Source organism: Dactylosporangium siamense, from assembly GCF_016862795.1.
Lineage (GTDB): Bacteria > Actinomycetota > Actinomycetes > Mycobacteriales > Micromonosporaceae > Dactylosporangium > Dactylosporangium siamense.
The window spans coordinates 171843-189187 of the sequence record NZ_BONQ01000014.1; the positions used below are offsets into that span (position 1 = coordinate 171843).

General features: G+C 75.8%; 13 protein-coding genes. 7 read left to right on the forward strand and 6 right to left on the reverse strand.

The genetic code is table 11. The annotated features are described in order from the left end of the window. Positions 1-261: 261 nt before the first annotated feature. From Dsi01nite_RS02660 to Dsi01nite_RS02670, 3 genes are read right to left on the reverse strand one after another with little or no spacing between them, the layout of a single operon-like run. Positions 262-915 (reverse strand): 4'-phosphopantetheinyl transferase family protein, encoded by a 654-nt coding sequence (locus Dsi01nite_RS02660; RefSeq protein ID WP_203844364.1) that lies wholly within the window; start codon positions 913-915, stop codon positions 262-264. Then, complete coding sequence (locus tag Dsi01nite_RS02665; protein WP_239135644.1) at positions 912-2186, reverse strand: aminotransferase-like domain-containing protein; 1275 nt, start codon at positions 2184-2186, stop codon at positions 912-914. The genes Dsi01nite_RS02660 and Dsi01nite_RS02665 overlap by 4 nt, the downstream gene beginning before the upstream one ends. Then, positions 2186-3298: an alpha-hydroxy acid oxidase gene (locus Dsi01nite_RS02670; protein ID WP_239135633.1), complete on the reverse strand. Its 1113-nt coding sequence runs from the start codon at positions 3296-3298 to the stop codon at positions 2186-2188. The genes Dsi01nite_RS02665 and Dsi01nite_RS02670 overlap by 1 nt, the downstream gene beginning before the upstream one ends. Before the next feature lie 64 nt (positions 3299-3362). Here Dsi01nite_RS02670 and Dsi01nite_RS02675 point away from each other — a divergent pair, with 64 nt between their 5' ends. The 7 genes from Dsi01nite_RS02675 to Dsi01nite_RS02705 all read left to right on the forward strand — a co-directional run bounded on the left by Dsi01nite_RS02675 (position 3363) and on the right by Dsi01nite_RS02705 (position 10383). Further along, positions 3363-4061 (forward strand): SGNH/GDSL hydrolase family protein, encoded by a 699-nt coding sequence (locus tag Dsi01nite_RS02675; protein ID WP_239135634.1) that lies wholly within the window; start codon positions 3363-3365, stop codon positions 4059-4061. 2 nt (positions 4062-4063) lie between these two features. Then, complete coding sequence (lipP1, locus tag Dsi01nite_RS02680) at positions 4064-4999, forward strand: LipP1 family hormone-sensitive lipase (RefSeq protein WP_203844365.1); 936 nt, start codon at positions 4064-4066, stop codon at positions 4997-4999. After that, the gene (locus Dsi01nite_RS02685; RefSeq protein WP_203844366.1) at positions 4984-5853 is read left to right on the forward strand and encodes an aminoglycoside phosphotransferase family protein; all 870 of its coding nucleotides are present in this window, start codon (positions 4984-4986) and stop codon (positions 5851-5853) included. The genes lipP1 and Dsi01nite_RS02685 overlap by 16 nt, the downstream gene beginning before the upstream one ends. A gap of 61 nt (positions 5854-5914) precedes the next feature. Further along, the gene (locus tag Dsi01nite_RS02690; protein WP_203844367.1) at positions 5915-6424 is read left to right on the forward strand and encodes a SigE family RNA polymerase sigma factor; all 510 of its coding nucleotides are present in this window, start codon (positions 5915-5917) and stop codon (positions 6422-6424) included. Beyond that, complete coding sequence (locus Dsi01nite_RS02695; protein ID WP_203844368.1) at positions 6421-7401, forward strand: hypothetical protein; 981 nt, start codon at positions 6421-6423, stop codon at positions 7399-7401. The genes Dsi01nite_RS02690 and Dsi01nite_RS02695 overlap by 4 nt, the downstream gene beginning before the upstream one ends. A gap of 215 nt (positions 7402-7616) precedes the next feature. Continuing rightward, a complete protein-coding gene (locus tag Dsi01nite_RS02700) occupies positions 7617-9932 on the forward strand; it encodes an ATP-binding protein (protein ID WP_203844369.1) in 2316 nt (771 codons plus the stop codon). A 244-nt stretch (positions 9933-10176) separates the two neighbouring features. Beyond that, the gene (locus Dsi01nite_RS02705) at positions 10177-10383 is read left to right on the forward strand and encodes a hypothetical protein (RefSeq protein WP_203844370.1); all 207 of its coding nucleotides are present in this window, start codon (positions 10177-10179) and stop codon (positions 10381-10383) included. Positions 10384-10617: 234 nt separating this feature from the next. Here Dsi01nite_RS02705 and Dsi01nite_RS02710 read toward each other — a convergent pair whose 3' ends face one another. The 3 genes from Dsi01nite_RS02710 to Dsi01nite_RS02720 form a co-directional block, all read right to left on the reverse strand. After that, the gene (locus tag Dsi01nite_RS02710) at positions 10618-13656 is read right to left on the reverse strand and encodes an FtsX-like permease family protein (RefSeq protein ID WP_203844371.1); all 3039 of its coding nucleotides are present in this window, start codon (positions 13654-13656) and stop codon (positions 10618-10620) included. Beyond that, a complete protein-coding gene (locus Dsi01nite_RS02715; protein ID WP_203844372.1) occupies positions 13653-16625 on the reverse strand; it encodes an ABC transporter permease family protein in 2973 nt (990 codons plus the stop codon). Before Dsi01nite_RS02715 ends, Dsi01nite_RS02710 begins: the two co-directional genes overlap by 4 nt. Positions 16626-16824: 199 nt before the next feature. Next, a complete protein-coding gene (locus Dsi01nite_RS02720) occupies positions 16825-17322 on the reverse strand; it encodes a MarR family winged helix-turn-helix transcriptional regulator (protein WP_203844373.1) in 498 nt (165 codons plus the stop codon). Positions 17323-17345: the final 23 nt, after the last annotated feature.

Here is a 17345-nt window from a genome sequence, read left to right on the forward strand (position 1 = left end):
CTGACGATCTTGGCGGCTTGATCGAAGTCTTCGGATGGCCGTGTGGACGACCACGACGCTCCTTCGATCGAGGCCGAGGACGAGAGATCGCCGTTTCGACGCCGGCGCGCACCGGCTCGCCGATGGATAGTCGCCGTCCGGGCGTGATCGGTCACAGCGGATTGATCGAAGTCGCACCCCGGCCGTCATCACAGCCGGCATACGCCTTCGATCACGGCGGCAGGATCCGTGACGGGCGAAGAGCACCCACGTCACCGAGGTTCAACATCCGTGCCGGGTGACGGTGAACGGGGCGTCGCCCGCCAGGGCCACCGCGGCCCGGAACCCCTCCGGCGCGTCGAGGTCCTCGATGCGGAACGGGCCGTCGTGCTCGACCACCACGGGCGCGGGGCCGGCGACCGGGGTGGCCAGGCCGCGGGTGAGCCGGGCACCGGCCGCCTTCACCAGGGACTCCTTGCGTGCCCACAGCTCGGCGAAGCGTTCGTGCCCGCCGCCGGCGGCGATCTCGGCGGCCTCGGCGGGTGGGTAGAAGCGGCGGGCCATCGCCGCGCAGTCCAGGGTCGGCACGACCCGTTGCAGGTCCACGCCGACGGGGCGGTGGGGCGAGACGGCCACCATGATGAGGTCGCCCGAGTGGGACAGGTTCACCTCGACGCCGGTGTGCGCGCCGGCCAGGGACGGTTTGCCGTTCGGGTTGTACGCCCAGCTCAGCGACTGCGGCGGCGCGTCGAGGGCGGCGCCGGCGATGCGGCGGGTGACCGCGTGCGCCACCACGAACCGCCGCCGGTCGATCGGGTGGACGATCGACGCGTGCCGGCGCCGCTCCTCGTCGTCCAGCAGGGTGAACATGGCCGGCAGCGCGGTCTGCGGCACCCGCGCGTCGGCGAGCCAGACCTGGACGACGTCGGTGCTCATGCGGCCGCGATGAGACGCGCGAAGCGGCGGACGCCCTCCTCGATCTGGGCCGGCTCCAGGGCGCTGCACGACAGCCGGATCTGGTGGCTGCCGCCGCCACCGAGATAGAAGAACCGCATCGGGGTCCACAGCACCCCGTGCTCCTGGGCGGAGACCTCGAGGAGCTCCTCGGACGCGTCGACCGGCACGTCCACGACGACGAAGAACCCGCCGCTGGGGCTGTTCCAGCGCACCGGCGTGCCGCTGAAGTGCTGCGAAAGCGCGGCCAGGAGGGTCTGCAGGTTCTGCCGGTAGAAGCGGATCTTCGCCTGGTTGGCGCCGCGCAGGCTGAACCCGCTGTCCAGCAGCATCCCGCCGACCACCGCCTGCGACAGCGCGGAGGTGTTGACAGTGATCATGCTCTTGACCGTCGACAGCTCCTCGGCCAGCACCGTCCGGCGGCCGGCCGCGTCGACGACGGTCTGGTCGGCGACGAGGAACCCGACCCGCACGCCCGGGAAGTAGGACTTGGCGAACGAACCGAGGTAGATGACGCGCTGGTCCGTGTCGAGGGACTTCAGCGTCGGCCGTGGCTCGTCGTCGAGGCCGAACAGTCCATACGGGTCGTCCTCCAGGATCAGCAGGTCCGCCTCGGCGGCGACGTCGAGCAGCTCGCGACGGGTCTCCACCGGCAGCGAGACACCGGACGGGTTGGCGAAGTTGGGCACCAGGTAGAGCGCCTTCGGGGTGCGGCCGCCGGCCCGGACCGCGGCCGCCACCGAGGCGACCGTCGACGGGCGCAGCCCGTCCTCCGACTCCGGCACCGGCACCACGTCGATGCCGAGGATCCGCGCGGCGCCGGTGAACCCGACGTAGCACGGCTCGGCGGCGAGCACGACGTCGCCGGGGCCGGCGCACAGGCCGCGCAGCGCGATGACCATCGCCTCCTGGCAGCCGGTGGTCACCATGACCGCCTCGTCGGGCACGCGGATGTCCTCGTCGACGTCCAGCATCCTGGCGATGAGCCCGCCGACGTGACCGTTCGTCCGCCCGTACATCGTCAGCAGCGACCGGCTCTGCGCGGCGCTGAGGCCGCGCTCGCGCAGGTGCGTCAGGTAGGTCTGGATGTGTTTGTCGATGTCGGTGACGGAGTGGAACTCGTCGAACGGGCGCCCCGCGGCGAGCGAGATCGCGTCGGGGTACCGGCCGGCGACCTCGTTGAGGAAGTTCATCGAGGCGGACACCGGGTCGGACACCGACACGTGCAACGCTTCCCTGCGCAGCTCCACCATCACCGCTCGCCTCCCACTCGATACGACAGCACGGTCCGGTCCAGGTCGGCGAGGCGGGGCCGGCCGGTCAGCGCCATCGCGTGCGCCAGCTCCCCGGTCGCCGTCTGCAGCAACCCGGCCACCCCGTCGGCGCCCCCGGCGGCGAGGGCCCACAACGGCGGCCGGCCGAGCAGCACCATGCGGGCGCCGAGCGCGAGGGCGACGAGCGCGTCCGTGCCGCGCCGGACCCCGCCGTCGAACAGCACCGGCATCGCCCCGGCGACCGCGTCGACGACCTCGGGCAGCGCGTCGAGGGCGGCGACGGCGCCGTCGAGCTGGCGGCCGCCGTGGTTGGACACCACGATCCCGTCGACGCCGTGCTCGACCGCCAGGGCCGCGTCCTCGGCGGTCAGGATGCCCTTGAGCACGATCGGCAGGCTCGTCTGCGACCGGAGCCAGGCCAGGTCCGCCCAGGTGACGGTCTGGTCGAAGGACTGGGCGGCGTGCTCGGCGATCGCGGAGCGGCCCGTGCCGCCGCGGTGGGTCACGGCCATGACCGCCTCGTCGACGTTGACGGCGGTGACGTCGCCGGGGATCGCGAAGCCGTTGCGCATGTCGCGCCAGCGCCGGCCGATCCGGGGCGCGTCGACGGTGAGCAGCAGCGCCTGGTATCCGGCGTCGGCGGCCCGCCGGATCAGGTCGGCCAGCACGTCGCGGCGGCTGAGCCAGTACAGGTGCAGCCAGAGCCCACCGGTGGACGCCTTCGCGATGTCCTCGACGGTGCGGCTGGCGAAGACGCTGACCACGAACAGGGCCCCCGCGGCGCCCGCGCCCTGCGCGGTGGCGACCTCGCCCTCGGCGTCGACGAGGCGGTGATACGCGGTGGGTGCCACCCCGATCGGGGTCGCGAAGTCCGCGCCGAACAGCGACACGGTGGTGTCGACTGTGGACACGTCGGTCAGCACCCGGGGCCGCAGCCGCACCCGGTCGAACGCGGCGACGTTGGCGGCCAGGGTGCGCTCGGACTCCGCACCGCCCTCGATGAAGTCCCACACGTCGGGATCGACGAGGTCGCGGGCGAGGTGCTGATAGTCGGAGGCGGTCAACACCGGCCCCGTCCGAGGTCGTGTCACCGGCGCTCCATAGGCGGTAGCCTATCGGTGCCACGCCAGGATCGACATGAGCCGAAAGTCTTACATGGCCATCGATAGCATGCTGATCGCCGAGCTGTCCGACCCGTTCTGCCTCACCGCCGGGGAGGCCGACACCCTCCTCGACGGCCACCCCTGGCACCGGTTCGCGATCCTCGGCGACAGCGTCGCCGAAGGCCTCACCGACCCGGTCGACGGCTACCACCCTCTCGCGTTCCCGGACCGGGTGCGGGTGGAGCTGGCCCGGCACCGGCCCGGCCTCGCGCACCGCAACCTCGGCGTGCGCAACCTGCGCGCCGCCGAGGTCCTGGCGACCCAGCTGGGTCCGGCGCTGGCGTTCCGCCCCGACCTGGCGCTGGTGATCTGCGGCGCCAACGACGCGATGCGCCCCGGCTACGAGGCCCGCGCCGACGCCGTCGACGCGACGCTGGCCGCGCTGATCCGCCCGTTGCAGGCGGCCGGCGCCCGGGTCGTCACCGTGTCGCTGTTCGTCATGCCGGCCTACCCGTCGATGCCGGCCTGGCTCGGCCCGGCGTTCTCCCGCAGAATGAGCATGCTCGGCCGGCGCACCACCGCACTCGCCGAGACCCTCGGCACGATCCACGTCGACCTCGCCACGCACCCGGCGATCGGCACCGGTGACGCCCTCACCGGCGCCGACGGCCTGCACGGCAACGGTCGCAGCCACGCCATCGCCGCGGCGGAGATGATCCGCCGCCTGTCCCGTGAGATCCAGGGAGCCTAGAGATGCCACTCGACCCGCAGCTGCAGGCGATGCGCAACCAGCGCGAACGCGACGGCGTCGCCCCGCTGTACTCGATGACCCTCGAGGCCGCCCGGGCCGCCGACCTCGCCTCCATCAAGGCCGCCGGCGGCACGCCCGAGCCGGTCGAGGACGTCACCGACCACTGGATCGCCGGACCCGACGGTCAGCTGCAGGTCCGGGTGTACCGCCCGAGCGGTGACCGCCCGTTGCCGGTGCTGGTCTACTTCTTCGGCGGCGGCTGGGTCCTGGGTACCATCGACACCGCCGACGGCATCGCCCGCACGCTCGCCAACAGCGCCGGCTGCCTGGTCGTCGTCCCCGGCTACCGGCTCGCGCCCGAGCATCCGTTCCCCGCGTCGATCGAGGACTGCTACGCCGCGGTCCGCTGGGTCGCCGACAGCGCCGCCGAGCTCGGCGCGGACCCGGCCCGCATCGCGGTCGGCGGTGACAGCGCCGGCGGCAACCTCGCCGCCGGGGTGACGCTGATCGCGCAGGAGGCCGGCGACCTCGCGCTCGCCGGGCAGCTGCTCGTCTACCCCAACACCGACCAGCTCGCCGACGACGAGTCCATGCGCGCCAACGACGACCCGTTCCAGTTCAACCACCACTCCGTCGCCTGGTACCGCCGGCACTACCTGATCGACCCCGACGACGCCGAGAACCCCCTGGCGTCGCCGCTGCGCGCGGAGACCCTCAAGGGCCTGCCCCCGGCGCTGATCATCACCGCCGAATACGACCCGCTGCGCGACCAGGGCGAACGCTACGCGAAGCGGCTCGCCGACGACGCCGTCCCGGTCACCCTCGCCCGCTACGACGGCATGTCCCACGGCTTCTTCGCGATGGCCGGGAGCGTCGACGAGAGCCGCGTCGCCCTGGCCCAGGCGGCCGCGCAGCTGCGAGCGTGGTTCGCATCCTGACGGCGCTGCGGCGCAACGTCGCCGGCGCGTGGGGCGCGGCCGGTGAACGCTGGCTCGCCGACCTGCCCGACCTGCTCGCCGGCCTCGCCGCGGACTGGGACCTCGTCCTCGGCCCGCCGTATGACCTGACGTTCCACTACGTCGCGGCCGTGCGGTGCGCCGACGGCACCCGGGCGGTGCTGAAGGTCGGCTTCGAGCTGTCGGTCGAGGCCGCCGCCCTCGCCGCGTTCGACGGCCGCGGCGCCGCCCGCCTGCTGCGCGCCGACCCCGACCGCGGCGCCCTGCTCCTGGAGCAGGTGTCCCCCGGCGACCGGCTCCGCGACCTCGTCCCGGACCGCGATCCCGAGGCGACCGAGGTCCTGGCGGGCCTGATGCGCCGCCTGCACGTGCCGCCGGTCGCTGGGCTGCCGACGGTGCTGTCGCAGGTCTCGGCCCTGGACGGGCACCGCGGCGCCGTCCCCGCCGACCTGGTCGGCCCGGCGGCGGCCGCCATGCGGTTCCTGTGCGCGACGGCGACCCGCGAGGCGGTCCTGCACGGCGACCTGCACCACGACAACGTGCTGCGCGGCACCCGCGACCCGTGGCTGGTGATCGACCCGCACGGCCTGGTCGGCGACCCCGGCTACGAGATCGGCTCGATCCTGTTCAACCCCGACCCCGGCGACCGCGACCCGGCGCTCACCGCCCTCGTCCCGGCCCGGCTGCGGCAGCTGTCGGCGGCGCTGGGCGAGCCGGTGGACCGCCTCGCCGCCTGGGGCTTCGTCAAGGCCGTCCTGTCCGAGGTGTGGACCGCCGACTCCGGCGGCACCCCGTCCCGCGCCCGCGACGTCGCCGAGCTGCTCCGCCCTTCGTGAGCGCCGGCAGAAATTCCATCGGGGATGCAATGTCCGGTGGGGGAGCCCGCATCTGGAGAAGGTGACGTTCGAGGCCTACCTCGCGCTGCGGCTGCCGGCGCTGCTGCGCTATGCGCTCATGCTCACCGGCGACCCGCACCTGGCCGAGGACGTGGTGCAGGAGACGATGGTCCGCGCCCACCTGCACTGGCGGCGGGTGCAGCGCGCCGACCTGCCCGACCGGTACGTCAAGCGCATGGTCACCAACACCTACCTCGGCTGGCGGCGCGGCGGCTGGTTCCGGCGGGCGGTGCCGGTCGCGGACGTGCCGGAGCGCGAGAGCGTGCCCGATCCGGCGGAGTCGTCGGCGGTACGCCACGAGCTGTGGCAACGCCTGACCGCGCTGCCGCCCAGGCAACGGGCCGCGGTGGTGCTGCGGTTCTACGAGGACCTCGACGACGCCGCGATCGCCGACGTGCTGGGCTGCTCGGTCAGCACCGTGCGGTCCCAGATCTCCCGGGCGCTCGCCACCCTGCGCGACGGGGCGGAGCGGGGCGTCCCGCTGACCCACCGGACAGGTGATGCACGATGATCGACGACGAGCTGCGGGAGATGTTCACGGAGCGGGAGCCGTTCGCGCCCGACGCGGACCGGACCACCGGCCGGATCCTGCGCGGCATCCCGGTGCACCGGCGGCGGACCCGGCAGCGATGGGCCGCGGCGGCCCTCGCCGTGATCGCCGCCGCCGTGGCCGTGCCGGTGCTCGCCGGCGGGGCCGACGGGCCGCGCCGGGACGCGCTCGTCGCGGCCGGCGACACCCACGTGACGCTGCCGGTCACCCCGACGTGGCTGCCGGAGGCGGTGGTCACCAGGACATACGTGGACGCCAACCTCGCCGAGGGGGTGTGGGTGGTCGACTACGACTTCGGTGGCGGCGCCGGCGGCGTCCTCGCCGTGGAGCTGCGCACCAGCACCAAGCCGCCGGTCATCGACCCGTCCTCGGCGGTGGTGCCGCCGACCGGGCCGCCGGTCGACGTGCTCGGGCACAGCGCCGCCGAGTATGAGCGCGTCGACGAGCAGCAGGGCGAGCAGTCGTGCCAGCTGCTGTGGCAGGACGGCCGGCTGCGGCTCAGCGTGCGCGCCCGGGCGAAGGGCGTCACGCCCGGCGTCGCCTGCGCCACCGCCCGGCAGGTGGCGCGCGGGCTCGTCGAGCGGCCGATGGAGCTGGACCGGCCGATCCGGTTCGGGCTGATGCCCCGCGACTACGTCCTGGTGCAGGCGGGCACGAACATCGAGGCGTGGTGCCCGCGGACCGGGGACAACCAGCACACGCCGCGGTGCGTGCAGGCGCGGGACGCGGCGAGCACCCCGACCGCGAACGGGCGCCGGGTCACGGTCCGCGGGCAGATCGGCTGGCTGGACCGGACCGAGACCGAGGTGATCCTGGTCGTGCCCGGCTACGTCGAGGTGCGCACCCCGACCCCGGCGGTCGACCCGGCGATCGCCGCGCTCACCGACGACGACCTGATCCGCCTCGCCGAGTCCGTCTCCCTCCGCCGGGGTTGGTGACCCGGCACCGGAACGACGCTCGGGTCGGCGACGCGGCACCGGAACGACGCTCGGGTCGGCGACGCGGCACCGGAACGACGCCCTGGGTTGGTGACACGGCACCGGACCTCCGCCGGGGTTGGTGACCCGGTACCGGAACGGCTCGGGGCTCGGTGACGCGGCACCGGAACGACGCCGGGTTGGTGACCCGGCGCCGGATCGGCGAAGATCGCTGCATGCGGACGAGGTTGGGCGTGCTGCTGGCGGTCGTGTCCGGCCTCTTCTCGGTGCTGCTGGCGGTCGCCGTCAACGTCGCCACCGGCGGGACGCTGCCGGCCCCGCTGGACGAGGTGTCGTGGCTGGCCTGGCCGGCCGTCGGGGTCCTCGGCGTGGCCGGTGCCGCGCTGGCGTTCTGGCAGCAGTCGACGCCGCCGGCGCTGCCACCGCCGCCCGGGCCGCCGCCGGGGCAGGACCCACCGCCGCACCCCGTGCCCGCGGAGCTGCCCGCGGCGACCCCGCTCTTCGGCCGGGACGCCGAGGTCGCCGAGATCGTCCGGGTGCTGAGCGGCGGGTCCCCGGTCGTCACCCTCGCCGCCGCGCCCGGCACCGGCAAGACGTCCCTCGCGCTCGGCGCCGCGCACGCGGTGCGGGCCCGGTTCCCCGACGGGCAGCTGTTCGCGACCCTGCGCGGCGCGTCCACGGAGCCGGTCGCGCCCGAGGCGGTCCTGGTCCGGTTCCTGACCGCGCTCGGCGTGCCCGAGGACGAGCGGCGGGGCGGCACCGAGGAGCTCGCCGCCCGGTTCCGGTCCGCCGTCGCCGACCGCGCGGTGCTGGTCCTGCTCGACGACGCCCGCGACGCCGCGCACGTGGCCGCGCTCCTGCCGGGCGGGTCCCGGTGCGCCACGATCGTCACCAGCCGGCGGCAGCTGACCGGTGTCGCCAATGCGCATGGTGTACCCGTGGCAGCGCTCCCGGAAGCAGCGGCCGTCGAGCTCATCGCCCGCGTCGCGGGTGACGAGACCGTCCGCCGCGACCCGGCGGGCGCGCGGGCGCTGGTCGCCGCCTGTGCCGGGCTGCCGCTCGCGGTCCTCATCGTCGCCGGCCGGCTCCGCGCTCGTCCACAGTGGACGCCGTCGGCCCTCGCGGAGCGGCTCGCCGGTGAGCACCGGCGCCTGGACGAGCTGCGGCAGGGCGACCTGGCGGTCCGCTCGACGTTCCAGGCCGCGTACGCCGAGCTGTCCGAAGTGGACCGTCTGGTGTTCCGCCGGGCCGGCTCGCACCCCGGCCAGGTGTTCACACTTGCCGCCGCGGCGATCCGGGCCGGCGTCGACCTGCCGCGAGCCGAGGCGGCCATGGACCGGCTCGTCGACGCGTTCCTGATCGAGTCGCCCGGACCGGACCGGTTCCACCTGCATGACCTGCTGCGCCTGTTCGCGACCGAGACCCTGACCGCCCAGGAGCACGCGGACGCGTCGGAGCGCCTGCTCACCTGGCTGCGCACGCACCGGACCGAGGACGTCGTGGGGTTGCCCGCCGTGCTCGCCGAGGGCGTCTCGGCGGGCCGGCACGCCGCGGTGCTGGCGCTGGTCGACGTCGTGCACCCGGACGTCACCGACCCGTTCGACCGTTACGCCATGTGGTCCGCCGCGGCCGAGGCCGCCGGCGACGACCGGATCCGCCGGATCCGTTCGGTCCGCTGGATGTCGCACTCGCTGATGATCGCGGGGGAGGTCCAGCGCGCGATGGCGCCCGCGGACGAGGCCCTCGCGCTCGCCGAGGCCACCGGCGACCAGTGGGAGATCGCCCAGTCCGTCCGCCGCCGCGGCGAGGTCCTGCGGGACCTGCACCGGTTCGCCGAGTCGGAGGCGGCGCTGCTGCGGGCGCTGGAGCTGTTCGTCGAGCTCGGCCGGGTCGAGGAGGAGGTCGAGGTACGCACCGCGCTCGGCACCCTGTACAACAACTTCCACCGCCACGAGCTCAGCCTCCCGATGATGGAACGCGCCCGCGAGCTGCTGCCCGCCGCCGAGACCGTGCAGGCCGGCTGGGTGCTCCTGGCGCTGGGCCTGGCATACCGTTTCGCCGGCCGCCGCGAGGAGTCCGACGCGGTCATCGCCGAGGTCCCCGGCATCGCCACCCGCGCCGGCGACGACTACCTCCTCGCGTACTACCACCAGGAGCTCGCCTGGACCGCCGAGGGCGACGGCCGCTGGGACGACGCCGAACGCGGCTTCACCCAGATGCGCATCCTCGCCGAGCGCGTCGGCACCGGCGCCGGGGTCGGTAGTGCGCTGCTGGGGCTCGGCCAGATCGCCGAACGCCGCGGCGACCTCGACGCCGCGCTCACCCACTACCGCGACGCCACCGCCCGCTACGCCCGCCTCGGCGACCGCATCCGCGAGGGCGAGGCCAGGCTTCGCGCCGCCGCGGTCCTCAACACCCAGGGCCGGGTCGAGGACGCCGCCGCGGAACGCACCGCGGCGGACGCCCTGATCGGCGACACTGACTTCCCCTGGGGCGAGAACCTCCTGTCCCGCCTCCCCGACCGGCGGTAACCTCGGCGCGGGAGGCCGCCGTGGCGAGGTACAACTCCGGGCCGTTCGACAGTGACACCGCGCAGGACCTGCTCGAACTCTCTGCGGAGCTGACGCGGGAGGAGCGCCTCGACAACCTTCGCGCGGTGTTCCTGGGTGGCCCCCGGCATCCCGACGGCCCGTTCGAGCCGGTCGATAACACCGAGGTCGTCGCCGGGGCCGCGCTGGTCGCCCGGGCGGGGCACGGATCGACGGGATCCCGCAGATGGACTTCGACGAGGAGGTCGCCGCCGCGGCGGTCACGGCACCGGGCGATGACCTGATCCAGCTGGCGCTCGAGGCGATCCGGGCGGTGGCGGCGGACGACGCATGGTTCACGACCCGGCTCGGACCGGGCGACAGCGCGAGGTCCCGGCAGGCGGTCGCGGTCATCGCGGGCGTCCTCGCCGATCACCGCGCGATATCCGGGTAGGTCCTGGCCCGTCGTCCCGTCTCTGGACGCTGCCGGAACATCCCGGGGCGATCTGGGTTCGGGTGGACGCGGGCCATCGGCGGCACGGCAGGGGCGGGCCGCCGCACACGGCAACGCAGGGAGCCGGCCGCCGCACACGGCAACGCAGGAGCCGGGCGCCGCACACCGGCAACGCAGAAGCCGGCCGCCGCACACCGGCGCCGCGATGCTCGCCGGAGCGATGTGGGCGGCGGGTCAGGCGCGCGGGGCCGCGGCCGCCGGGGTGGGTGGGGTGGCGGCGCGGGGGCGGCCCGTGGCGAGCGCGACCGCCATCAGCGACAGGACCGCCAGGAGCCAGGTCGCCGGCACGAGCAGCGGGCCCGGCCAGTGCGGCAACGGCAGGGCCGGCAGGTCCTCGCCGAACACCGGCAGCGCCCAGCCCGTCAACCGCCACGCGATCAGCGCCGTGGCCAGGCCCAGCACCCCGGACGTGGCGACCAGCACCGGATACGTCCACAGCAGCGTCCGCGCCGCGGCCCGGCGGCCCAGGCCCTGGGCCCGCAGCGCGGCGAGGTCGGCGAGGCGTTCCCGGCGGTCGACGGCGATGACGAGGGCGAGGCCGCCGGCGCCGAGGACGAGGGCGAGGACCCCGGACAGGATGTGGAACCAGACGGCGAGTGCCGGGCCCTGGACGGCGAGCCGGGCCGCGAGGTCCGCCACGCCGGTGTCGCCGGTGACGATGAGGCCCTGCGCGGTCAGCCGGTCCAGGACGTCCGGGGGTGCGCCGGGGCCGAGCCACACCTGTGGGTGCCGGGCCTCGCCGGCGTCGGTGGCGGCGCGGTCGGCGTACTCGAGGTCGACCAGCGTCCCGTGGGTGCCGAGGCGGGGCACGGCGGTGAGGCGGCCGACGGGGTGCACCTCGACCGGTGCGCCGTCCAGGCCGGCGAGCGTCCCGGGCAGCGCGGCGGTGCTCACCACGGGCAGCGGGGTGGGGGCGTCGGCGGCCTGGACCCAGGCGCCGTGCGGCAGGCCGTCGGGGGCGTCGAGGGTGATCCGGAGCCCGTCGGGCGCGGCGGTGAGGGTCGCGCCGGTGGAGCGCCAGCGGGCCGGTTCGGCGAGGTCGGCGCCGCCCGCGGCGACCGCTGGCGGGTTGATGCTGCCGATGCCGCGCAGCACGACGGTGAGCTTGACGCCGGTGGCGGTGGTGTCCGGGGTGAAGTGCACGCCGGCGAGCCGGCAGCCGTCGGCGCAGACGGCCGAGCGTTGCTGGAAGGTGTACGGGCCGTCGTGGAGCACGCCGAAGCCGACGGTGGCCGTGCCGCGGCCGCTGACGGACGACAGCACGACGCTGAAACCGATCGGCTTGTCGGCGACGGCGCCCTTGACGGTGACGTCGACGGACACGTCCCGGCCGGCGATGACGACGGGTTGCGGGGCGGTCGGGCGCAGCCGCCGGCCGACGGTGCCCGCGTCGAGGTCGCCGTACTCGTCGAGCCAGGTGGCGGCGGTCGCGAGGCGGGTCGCGTCGACGGCGAGCTTCGGTGCCTCGCCCGGCCCGCCGGCGGGCAGCGAGGCGACGGCCATCGCGTAGGCGCCGTCGGGGTCGGCCGCCCGCACCGCGTGTAGCAGCTGCGAACGGGTGAGCGGGGCGACGTCGAGCACCCGCGGCGCGCCGGTGCCGATCCGGGCGGCGAGGTCCCGGTCGCGGGCGGCGACGTCGGCGGCGGTCACCGCGTAGCCGAGCACCCCGACGGCGGCGACGAGAAGCAGCAGCAGCCGCTGCGCGCCGGGGCGGCGGGCCAGCTGGAACGCGGCGAGCGCGGCCCCGAGCCGCCCCCGCCGCAGCGCCCGGTCCCCGGCCAGGCGGGCGAGTGGGACGACGGCGCGTGCGGCGGCCACGGCGAGGGCGATGATGACGAGCGCCGGCGCGAGGAGGGCGACCCCGGACAGGGTGCCGCCGGTGAGGAACAGCTGGGCGGTGGCGGTGACGGCGAGGAGCCCGACCACGATCTCGGCGGTGATCAGGCGCCAGCCGGTCAGCTGGGCCCGGACCCGCCGCATCAGGTCCACGACGCTGCTGACCAGGTGCCGCCGCTGGGCGAGCAGCATGGCCGCGACGGCGCCGAGCAGCGCCCACGGCGCCCACCGCAGCGCGTCGAGGCTGAGCACGGGCGCGTCGACGCCGGGGAGGCGCCAGGCGACGACGGCGGCGACGAGCAGCTGGCCGGCGACGCAGCCGGCGAGGCCACCGGCGAGCAGCGCGACGAGGCTCTCGCCGATGGTGAGCCACCAGCGGGTCCACCAGCGGGCGCCGCGCAGCGCGACGACCGCGAGCTCGGGTCGCCGGCCCTCGGTGCCGTAGTCGGCGGCGATGAAGATGACGGCGTACGCGAGCAGCAGCAGCGGCGCGGCCCCGACGGGGATGCTGCGCCGGGCGAGGTCACGGCTGCGGTCGATGCGGTCGAGCAGCTGCGGGATGGCGGAGCTGAGCGTGATCGCACGGCCGAGGCGCTCACCGCGGGTGTCGAGGCCGGCGAGGTCGCGGCGCACGGCGTCGACGGTCGACGCGGTGATGGTGCCGGGGCCGGCGGTCGCGTCGATGGACACGTCGCTCGGGCCGTGTGACATGGTGCGGACCGTCTCGGCGGCGGTGAAGACCGGCTCGCCGGGCTGTCCGGTGTGGTCGAGGCGGAAGTACTCGTGCTCGCCCCAGTACGGTCCGTCGGGGTCCGGGGTGCGGTACGTGCCGGCGACGGTCAGCGGGGTGGCGTCGCCGTCGGCGACGTAGAACGGCCGGGTCGGGTCGGTGCTGATGTAGGCGAACGTCAGGGTGATGAGGTCGCCGGCGGCGAGGTGGAGCCGGGCCGCGGTCCGCTCCCCCACGACGACCTCACCGGCGGCGGCGAGGCACCGGCCGGTGACGATGGTGAGGTGGGCGCAGGCGCCCTGCCGGAACAGCAGCCGCGACGCCACCGCCGGGTCGGGTTCGATGCCGATGGCGGGGAACTCCTCGGCGTACACCTGCGTGAACCCGGGCAGCGCGACGAGCGCGCCGCCGACGTCGGCGAACGAGACCCCGCCGGGCTCCCGCTGCTCGTTGACGGCGGCGCGGACGGTCAGGGACCGCTCGGCTGGGGTGGCGGTGGCTACCAGCCCGGCGACGGCGGCCCGGTCGACGGCCTGCAGGTAGGCGGGCGCGGCGACCGCGGCGGCGACCGCGAACAGGGCGAGGAGCGCGAGGGTGACCGCCTGCCCGCGCCGGGCCCGCAGCATGCTCAACACCAACGACGTCATCGCGCCGCCCTCCCACCCGTTTCCGAACCTGAACCGTCGCCCGCAAACACACTGGGTGCGGTGCCGGCGACCTGGCGGGCCAGCGGCAGTGCGGCCAGCCACCAGGTCAGGCCGAGCACGCACACCGCGGCACCCACCGCCGCGCCGAGCGCCGCCGGTGGCAGCGCGGGCGGCGCCGGCAGCACCTGCCAGTCGTCGACGAACGGCCGGCCCGGCGGCCCGCTCACCAGGCGCGCGACGACGGCGGCGAGGAGCCCGGCCGCGGCGCCGAGGACGACGACCGCGGCGTAGCCGGCCCGGCCGGCGGTGACCGCGGCCCGGGCCGGCAGCCCCTGCCGCCGCAGGGCGCGCAGCTCGGTGAGGCGCCGGCGGCGCTCCACGACGACCGCGACGGCGAGGGCGGCCGCCGCGGCGAGCAGGCCGAGCCCGGCGGTGATCAGCTGCAGCCGGGTCGCGACGGCGGGGCCCTGCCCGGCGAGCCGGTCGGCGCGGGCGCTGACCGTGTCGTCGCCGAGGACCACCAGCCCGGCGGCGGTGAGCCCGGCGACGACGGAGGCGGGCGCGCCGGGTGCCAGCCACACCTCGGTGCGACCGCCGCCGCCGGTGCCGAGCCGCTGGGCGGCGTCGAGGTCGAGCAGGATCCCCGAGGTCCCGACGCTGGGCAGCACAGCCGTGGTGCCGGCGATCCGGACCGGGACGGCGCCGCTGCCGAACACGTCCACGGACGGGTCGCCGAGGCGCCACCCGTCGGGCACGGCACCGGCGACGACGACGGGCAGCGGCAGGCCGGCCGCCATCGGGAACGCGCTGCTGTCGCCGCGGTACGGCGGCGGCGCCTGCGCGAGCGTGAGCGTGCCCTGCCGGGCGACCACCGACATCGCCGGTCCCTTCGCCGAACCCCGCCACAGCCTGGGATCGCCGAGCGCGGCGCTGTCGAACACGGCCCGGTCCGCCTGCCGCAGCGCCTGCACGGTGAGCGAGTCACCGGCGCCGGCGCGGACCAGATCGAGCCGGGTGACCCGGCAGCCGCCGGCGCAGCCCTCGACCGCCGCGGTGACCTCGTGCTCACCGGCGGGGACCGGCCCGAACGCGACCGTCAGCAGCGACCCGTCCGCGATGTCCTGGAGGTGCACGGCCAGCGCCATCGGTCGCTCACCGGCATTGCGGGCCCGCAGGACGAGCTGCCCCGCGGAGACCGTGGCCGGCGGGGCATCCCCAGCGGTCAGCGACGGCAGCGGCCCGTACGCGGGCAGCCAGCGGCCGACGGCACCGAGCCGGGCCGCGTCCACGGCCAGGATCGCCGGGCGGGCGGTGTCGTCGACGACGGCGGCCATCGCGTAGCGGCCGCCGGGGTCGGCCTCGCGGACCGCGCGCAGCAGCGCCGTCGGGTTGGCGACCTGCACGCTGAGCACCCGGGCCGCGCCGAGCTCCTGGCCGCTGCGGTCGGCGCGGGCGGTGTCGCCGGCGGCCTGGGCGGCGGTGGCGGCGGTGAGCCCGGCGACCGCGACGGCGACGACGGCGAAGACCCGGTCGGCGCCCGGCCGGCGGGAGACCTGCACCGCGGTGAGCCCGAGCCGCAGCCGCCCGGCCCGGAGCGCGCCCGCGCCGGCCCGGTCCGCGGCGGCCCCGAGGAGCCGGGCGAGCGGGACGGCGAGGACGACCGCGACCAGGACCGGGACGGCGGCGGCGAAGCCGTTGCGGCCGAGCTGGAACGCGCCGACGGCGGCGAGGACCACGAGCACCGCGTCGACGGCGCCGCGCCGCCAGCCGCGCCGGCGGCCCGGCACCTCGCGCAGCAGCAGCGCGACCGGCGCCCGCAGCACCGGCAGCTCGGCGCCGATCAGGGCGGCGGCACCGCCGGCGAGTGCCACGGCGGCGGCGACGAGGCACGAGCGCCAGACGGCACCCGACTCCTCGGCCGGCACCACTCCGGCCAGGGTACGGGCGAGGAGGGGGCCTATTCCGTACCCAACCGGCAGCGCGAGGAACAACGGGACCAGATGCTGTCCGGCGGCCAGGCGAAGCACCCGCCGCCTGGTGCTGCCGCGCAGTTTCAACAGGGCGATGTCACCGCGCCGGTCCCCGGCGGTGTGCCGGCCGGCGAGCCCGAGCGCGAACCAGCACAGGATCACCGCCTGCAGGGCACCGGTGAGCACGCCGCGGCGGATCGCGGCCCGGTCGGCGGCGATGCGGTCGAGCAGGTCCTGGGTCGGCGCGATGAGGTAGTACCCGGCGCCGCGCAGCGTGTAGTCGGCCCGGCGCAGCTGGTCGGCGAGGTCCGCTCCGGCGAGGGCCGCCGGGGGCACCGTCGTGGTGTAGTCGAACGTCGGGTCGACGAACCGCCCGCTGGAGAACGCGTCGGCGGCGAGGAAGAACGGGTCGATGTTGCCCGCCACCTCCCGGCGGAAGATCGGGTTGGCCCAGTAGGCGCCCGCCGGGTCGGCGAGCTCGTAGCGCCCGACGACCCGGGCCTGCTCCTGCGGGGCGCCCGGCTGCGAGCTGAACACGACGGTGTCGCCGATGTGCAGGCCGTACACCTCGGCGGTGGCGCCGCTGACGATCGTCTCGCCGGCCGCCCGCGGGCAGTCGCCCTCGATCCGCAGGTGCCCACACACGCCGTCGCGGTACGCGGCGGTGACGCTGGACTCGCCGCCCTTGCCGAACGACATGGACACGGCCATGCCGAGCACCGGCGCGCCGTCGCGGACGGTCAGCAGCCGGTCCACGGTGGCGCGGAAGGTGGTGAGCGCGACGGGCGCGTCGCCGTCCGGGTCGAGCTGGCGCCGCACGGACAGCATGCGCTGCTCGACCGGCGCGACGGCGACGTCGGCGGCCGCGGCCCGGCGTTCGGCGGCGGCCGCGTACCACGGACCGGCGGTCGCCGCGGTGACGAGCAGGACGGCGAGCGCGAACACGGTCCACGCCTGCGCGGTGCGCGCCCGCAGCGCGCCCAGCACCAACCGGAGCACGGCACCTCCTCGATCACGGGTGTAGGCAATCTACGCCGCCGGGAGGAGCCGGGATGCGCGACGACGGCGGGCCAGGCTTCGTGTGCCGGGACCCGCCGTCGGTGTCGCCGCTCGCCTCCGCAGTCGATAGGGCAGTACGGGGGCGGAGGGCTCTACCTCCTGTCGTTGCCGCGCCGATCAATGTCCAAACATCGCCCGCTCAGATTTCCGTGGCGGCCAGGAGGTCCCGGAGGAGGGCGCCGAGCTGGCGGCGGCGCGGCTCGGGCAGCCGCTCGAGGACCTCCCGCTGCGCGGCCAGCCCGACCGTGACGGCCTCGTCGATGAGGGTCCGGCCGGCGGAGGTCAGCGTGATGACGAGACCGCGGCGGTCGGCGGGGTCCGGCGAGCGGGCGACCAGGCCGGCCCGCTCGAGCCGGTCGAGCCGCCCGGTCATGCCGCCGGAGGTGAGCATCAGCGACGCGGTCAGCGCCTTCGGCGACAGCTGGAACGGCTCGCCCGCACGGCGCAGGGTGGCCAGCACGTCGAACTCGCCGCGGTTGATGCCGAGCGCGCCGTAGACGCGCTCCTGCCGGTCGCCGACGATGCGGGCCAGCCGGTAGATGCGGCCGAACACCGCCATCGCGTCGGTCTCGAGGTCCGGTCGCTCGCGCCCCCACTGCTCGACGATCCGGTCGACGTCGTCTGTCACGGACACCATCCTCGCACATCTTGTTTCTAAGT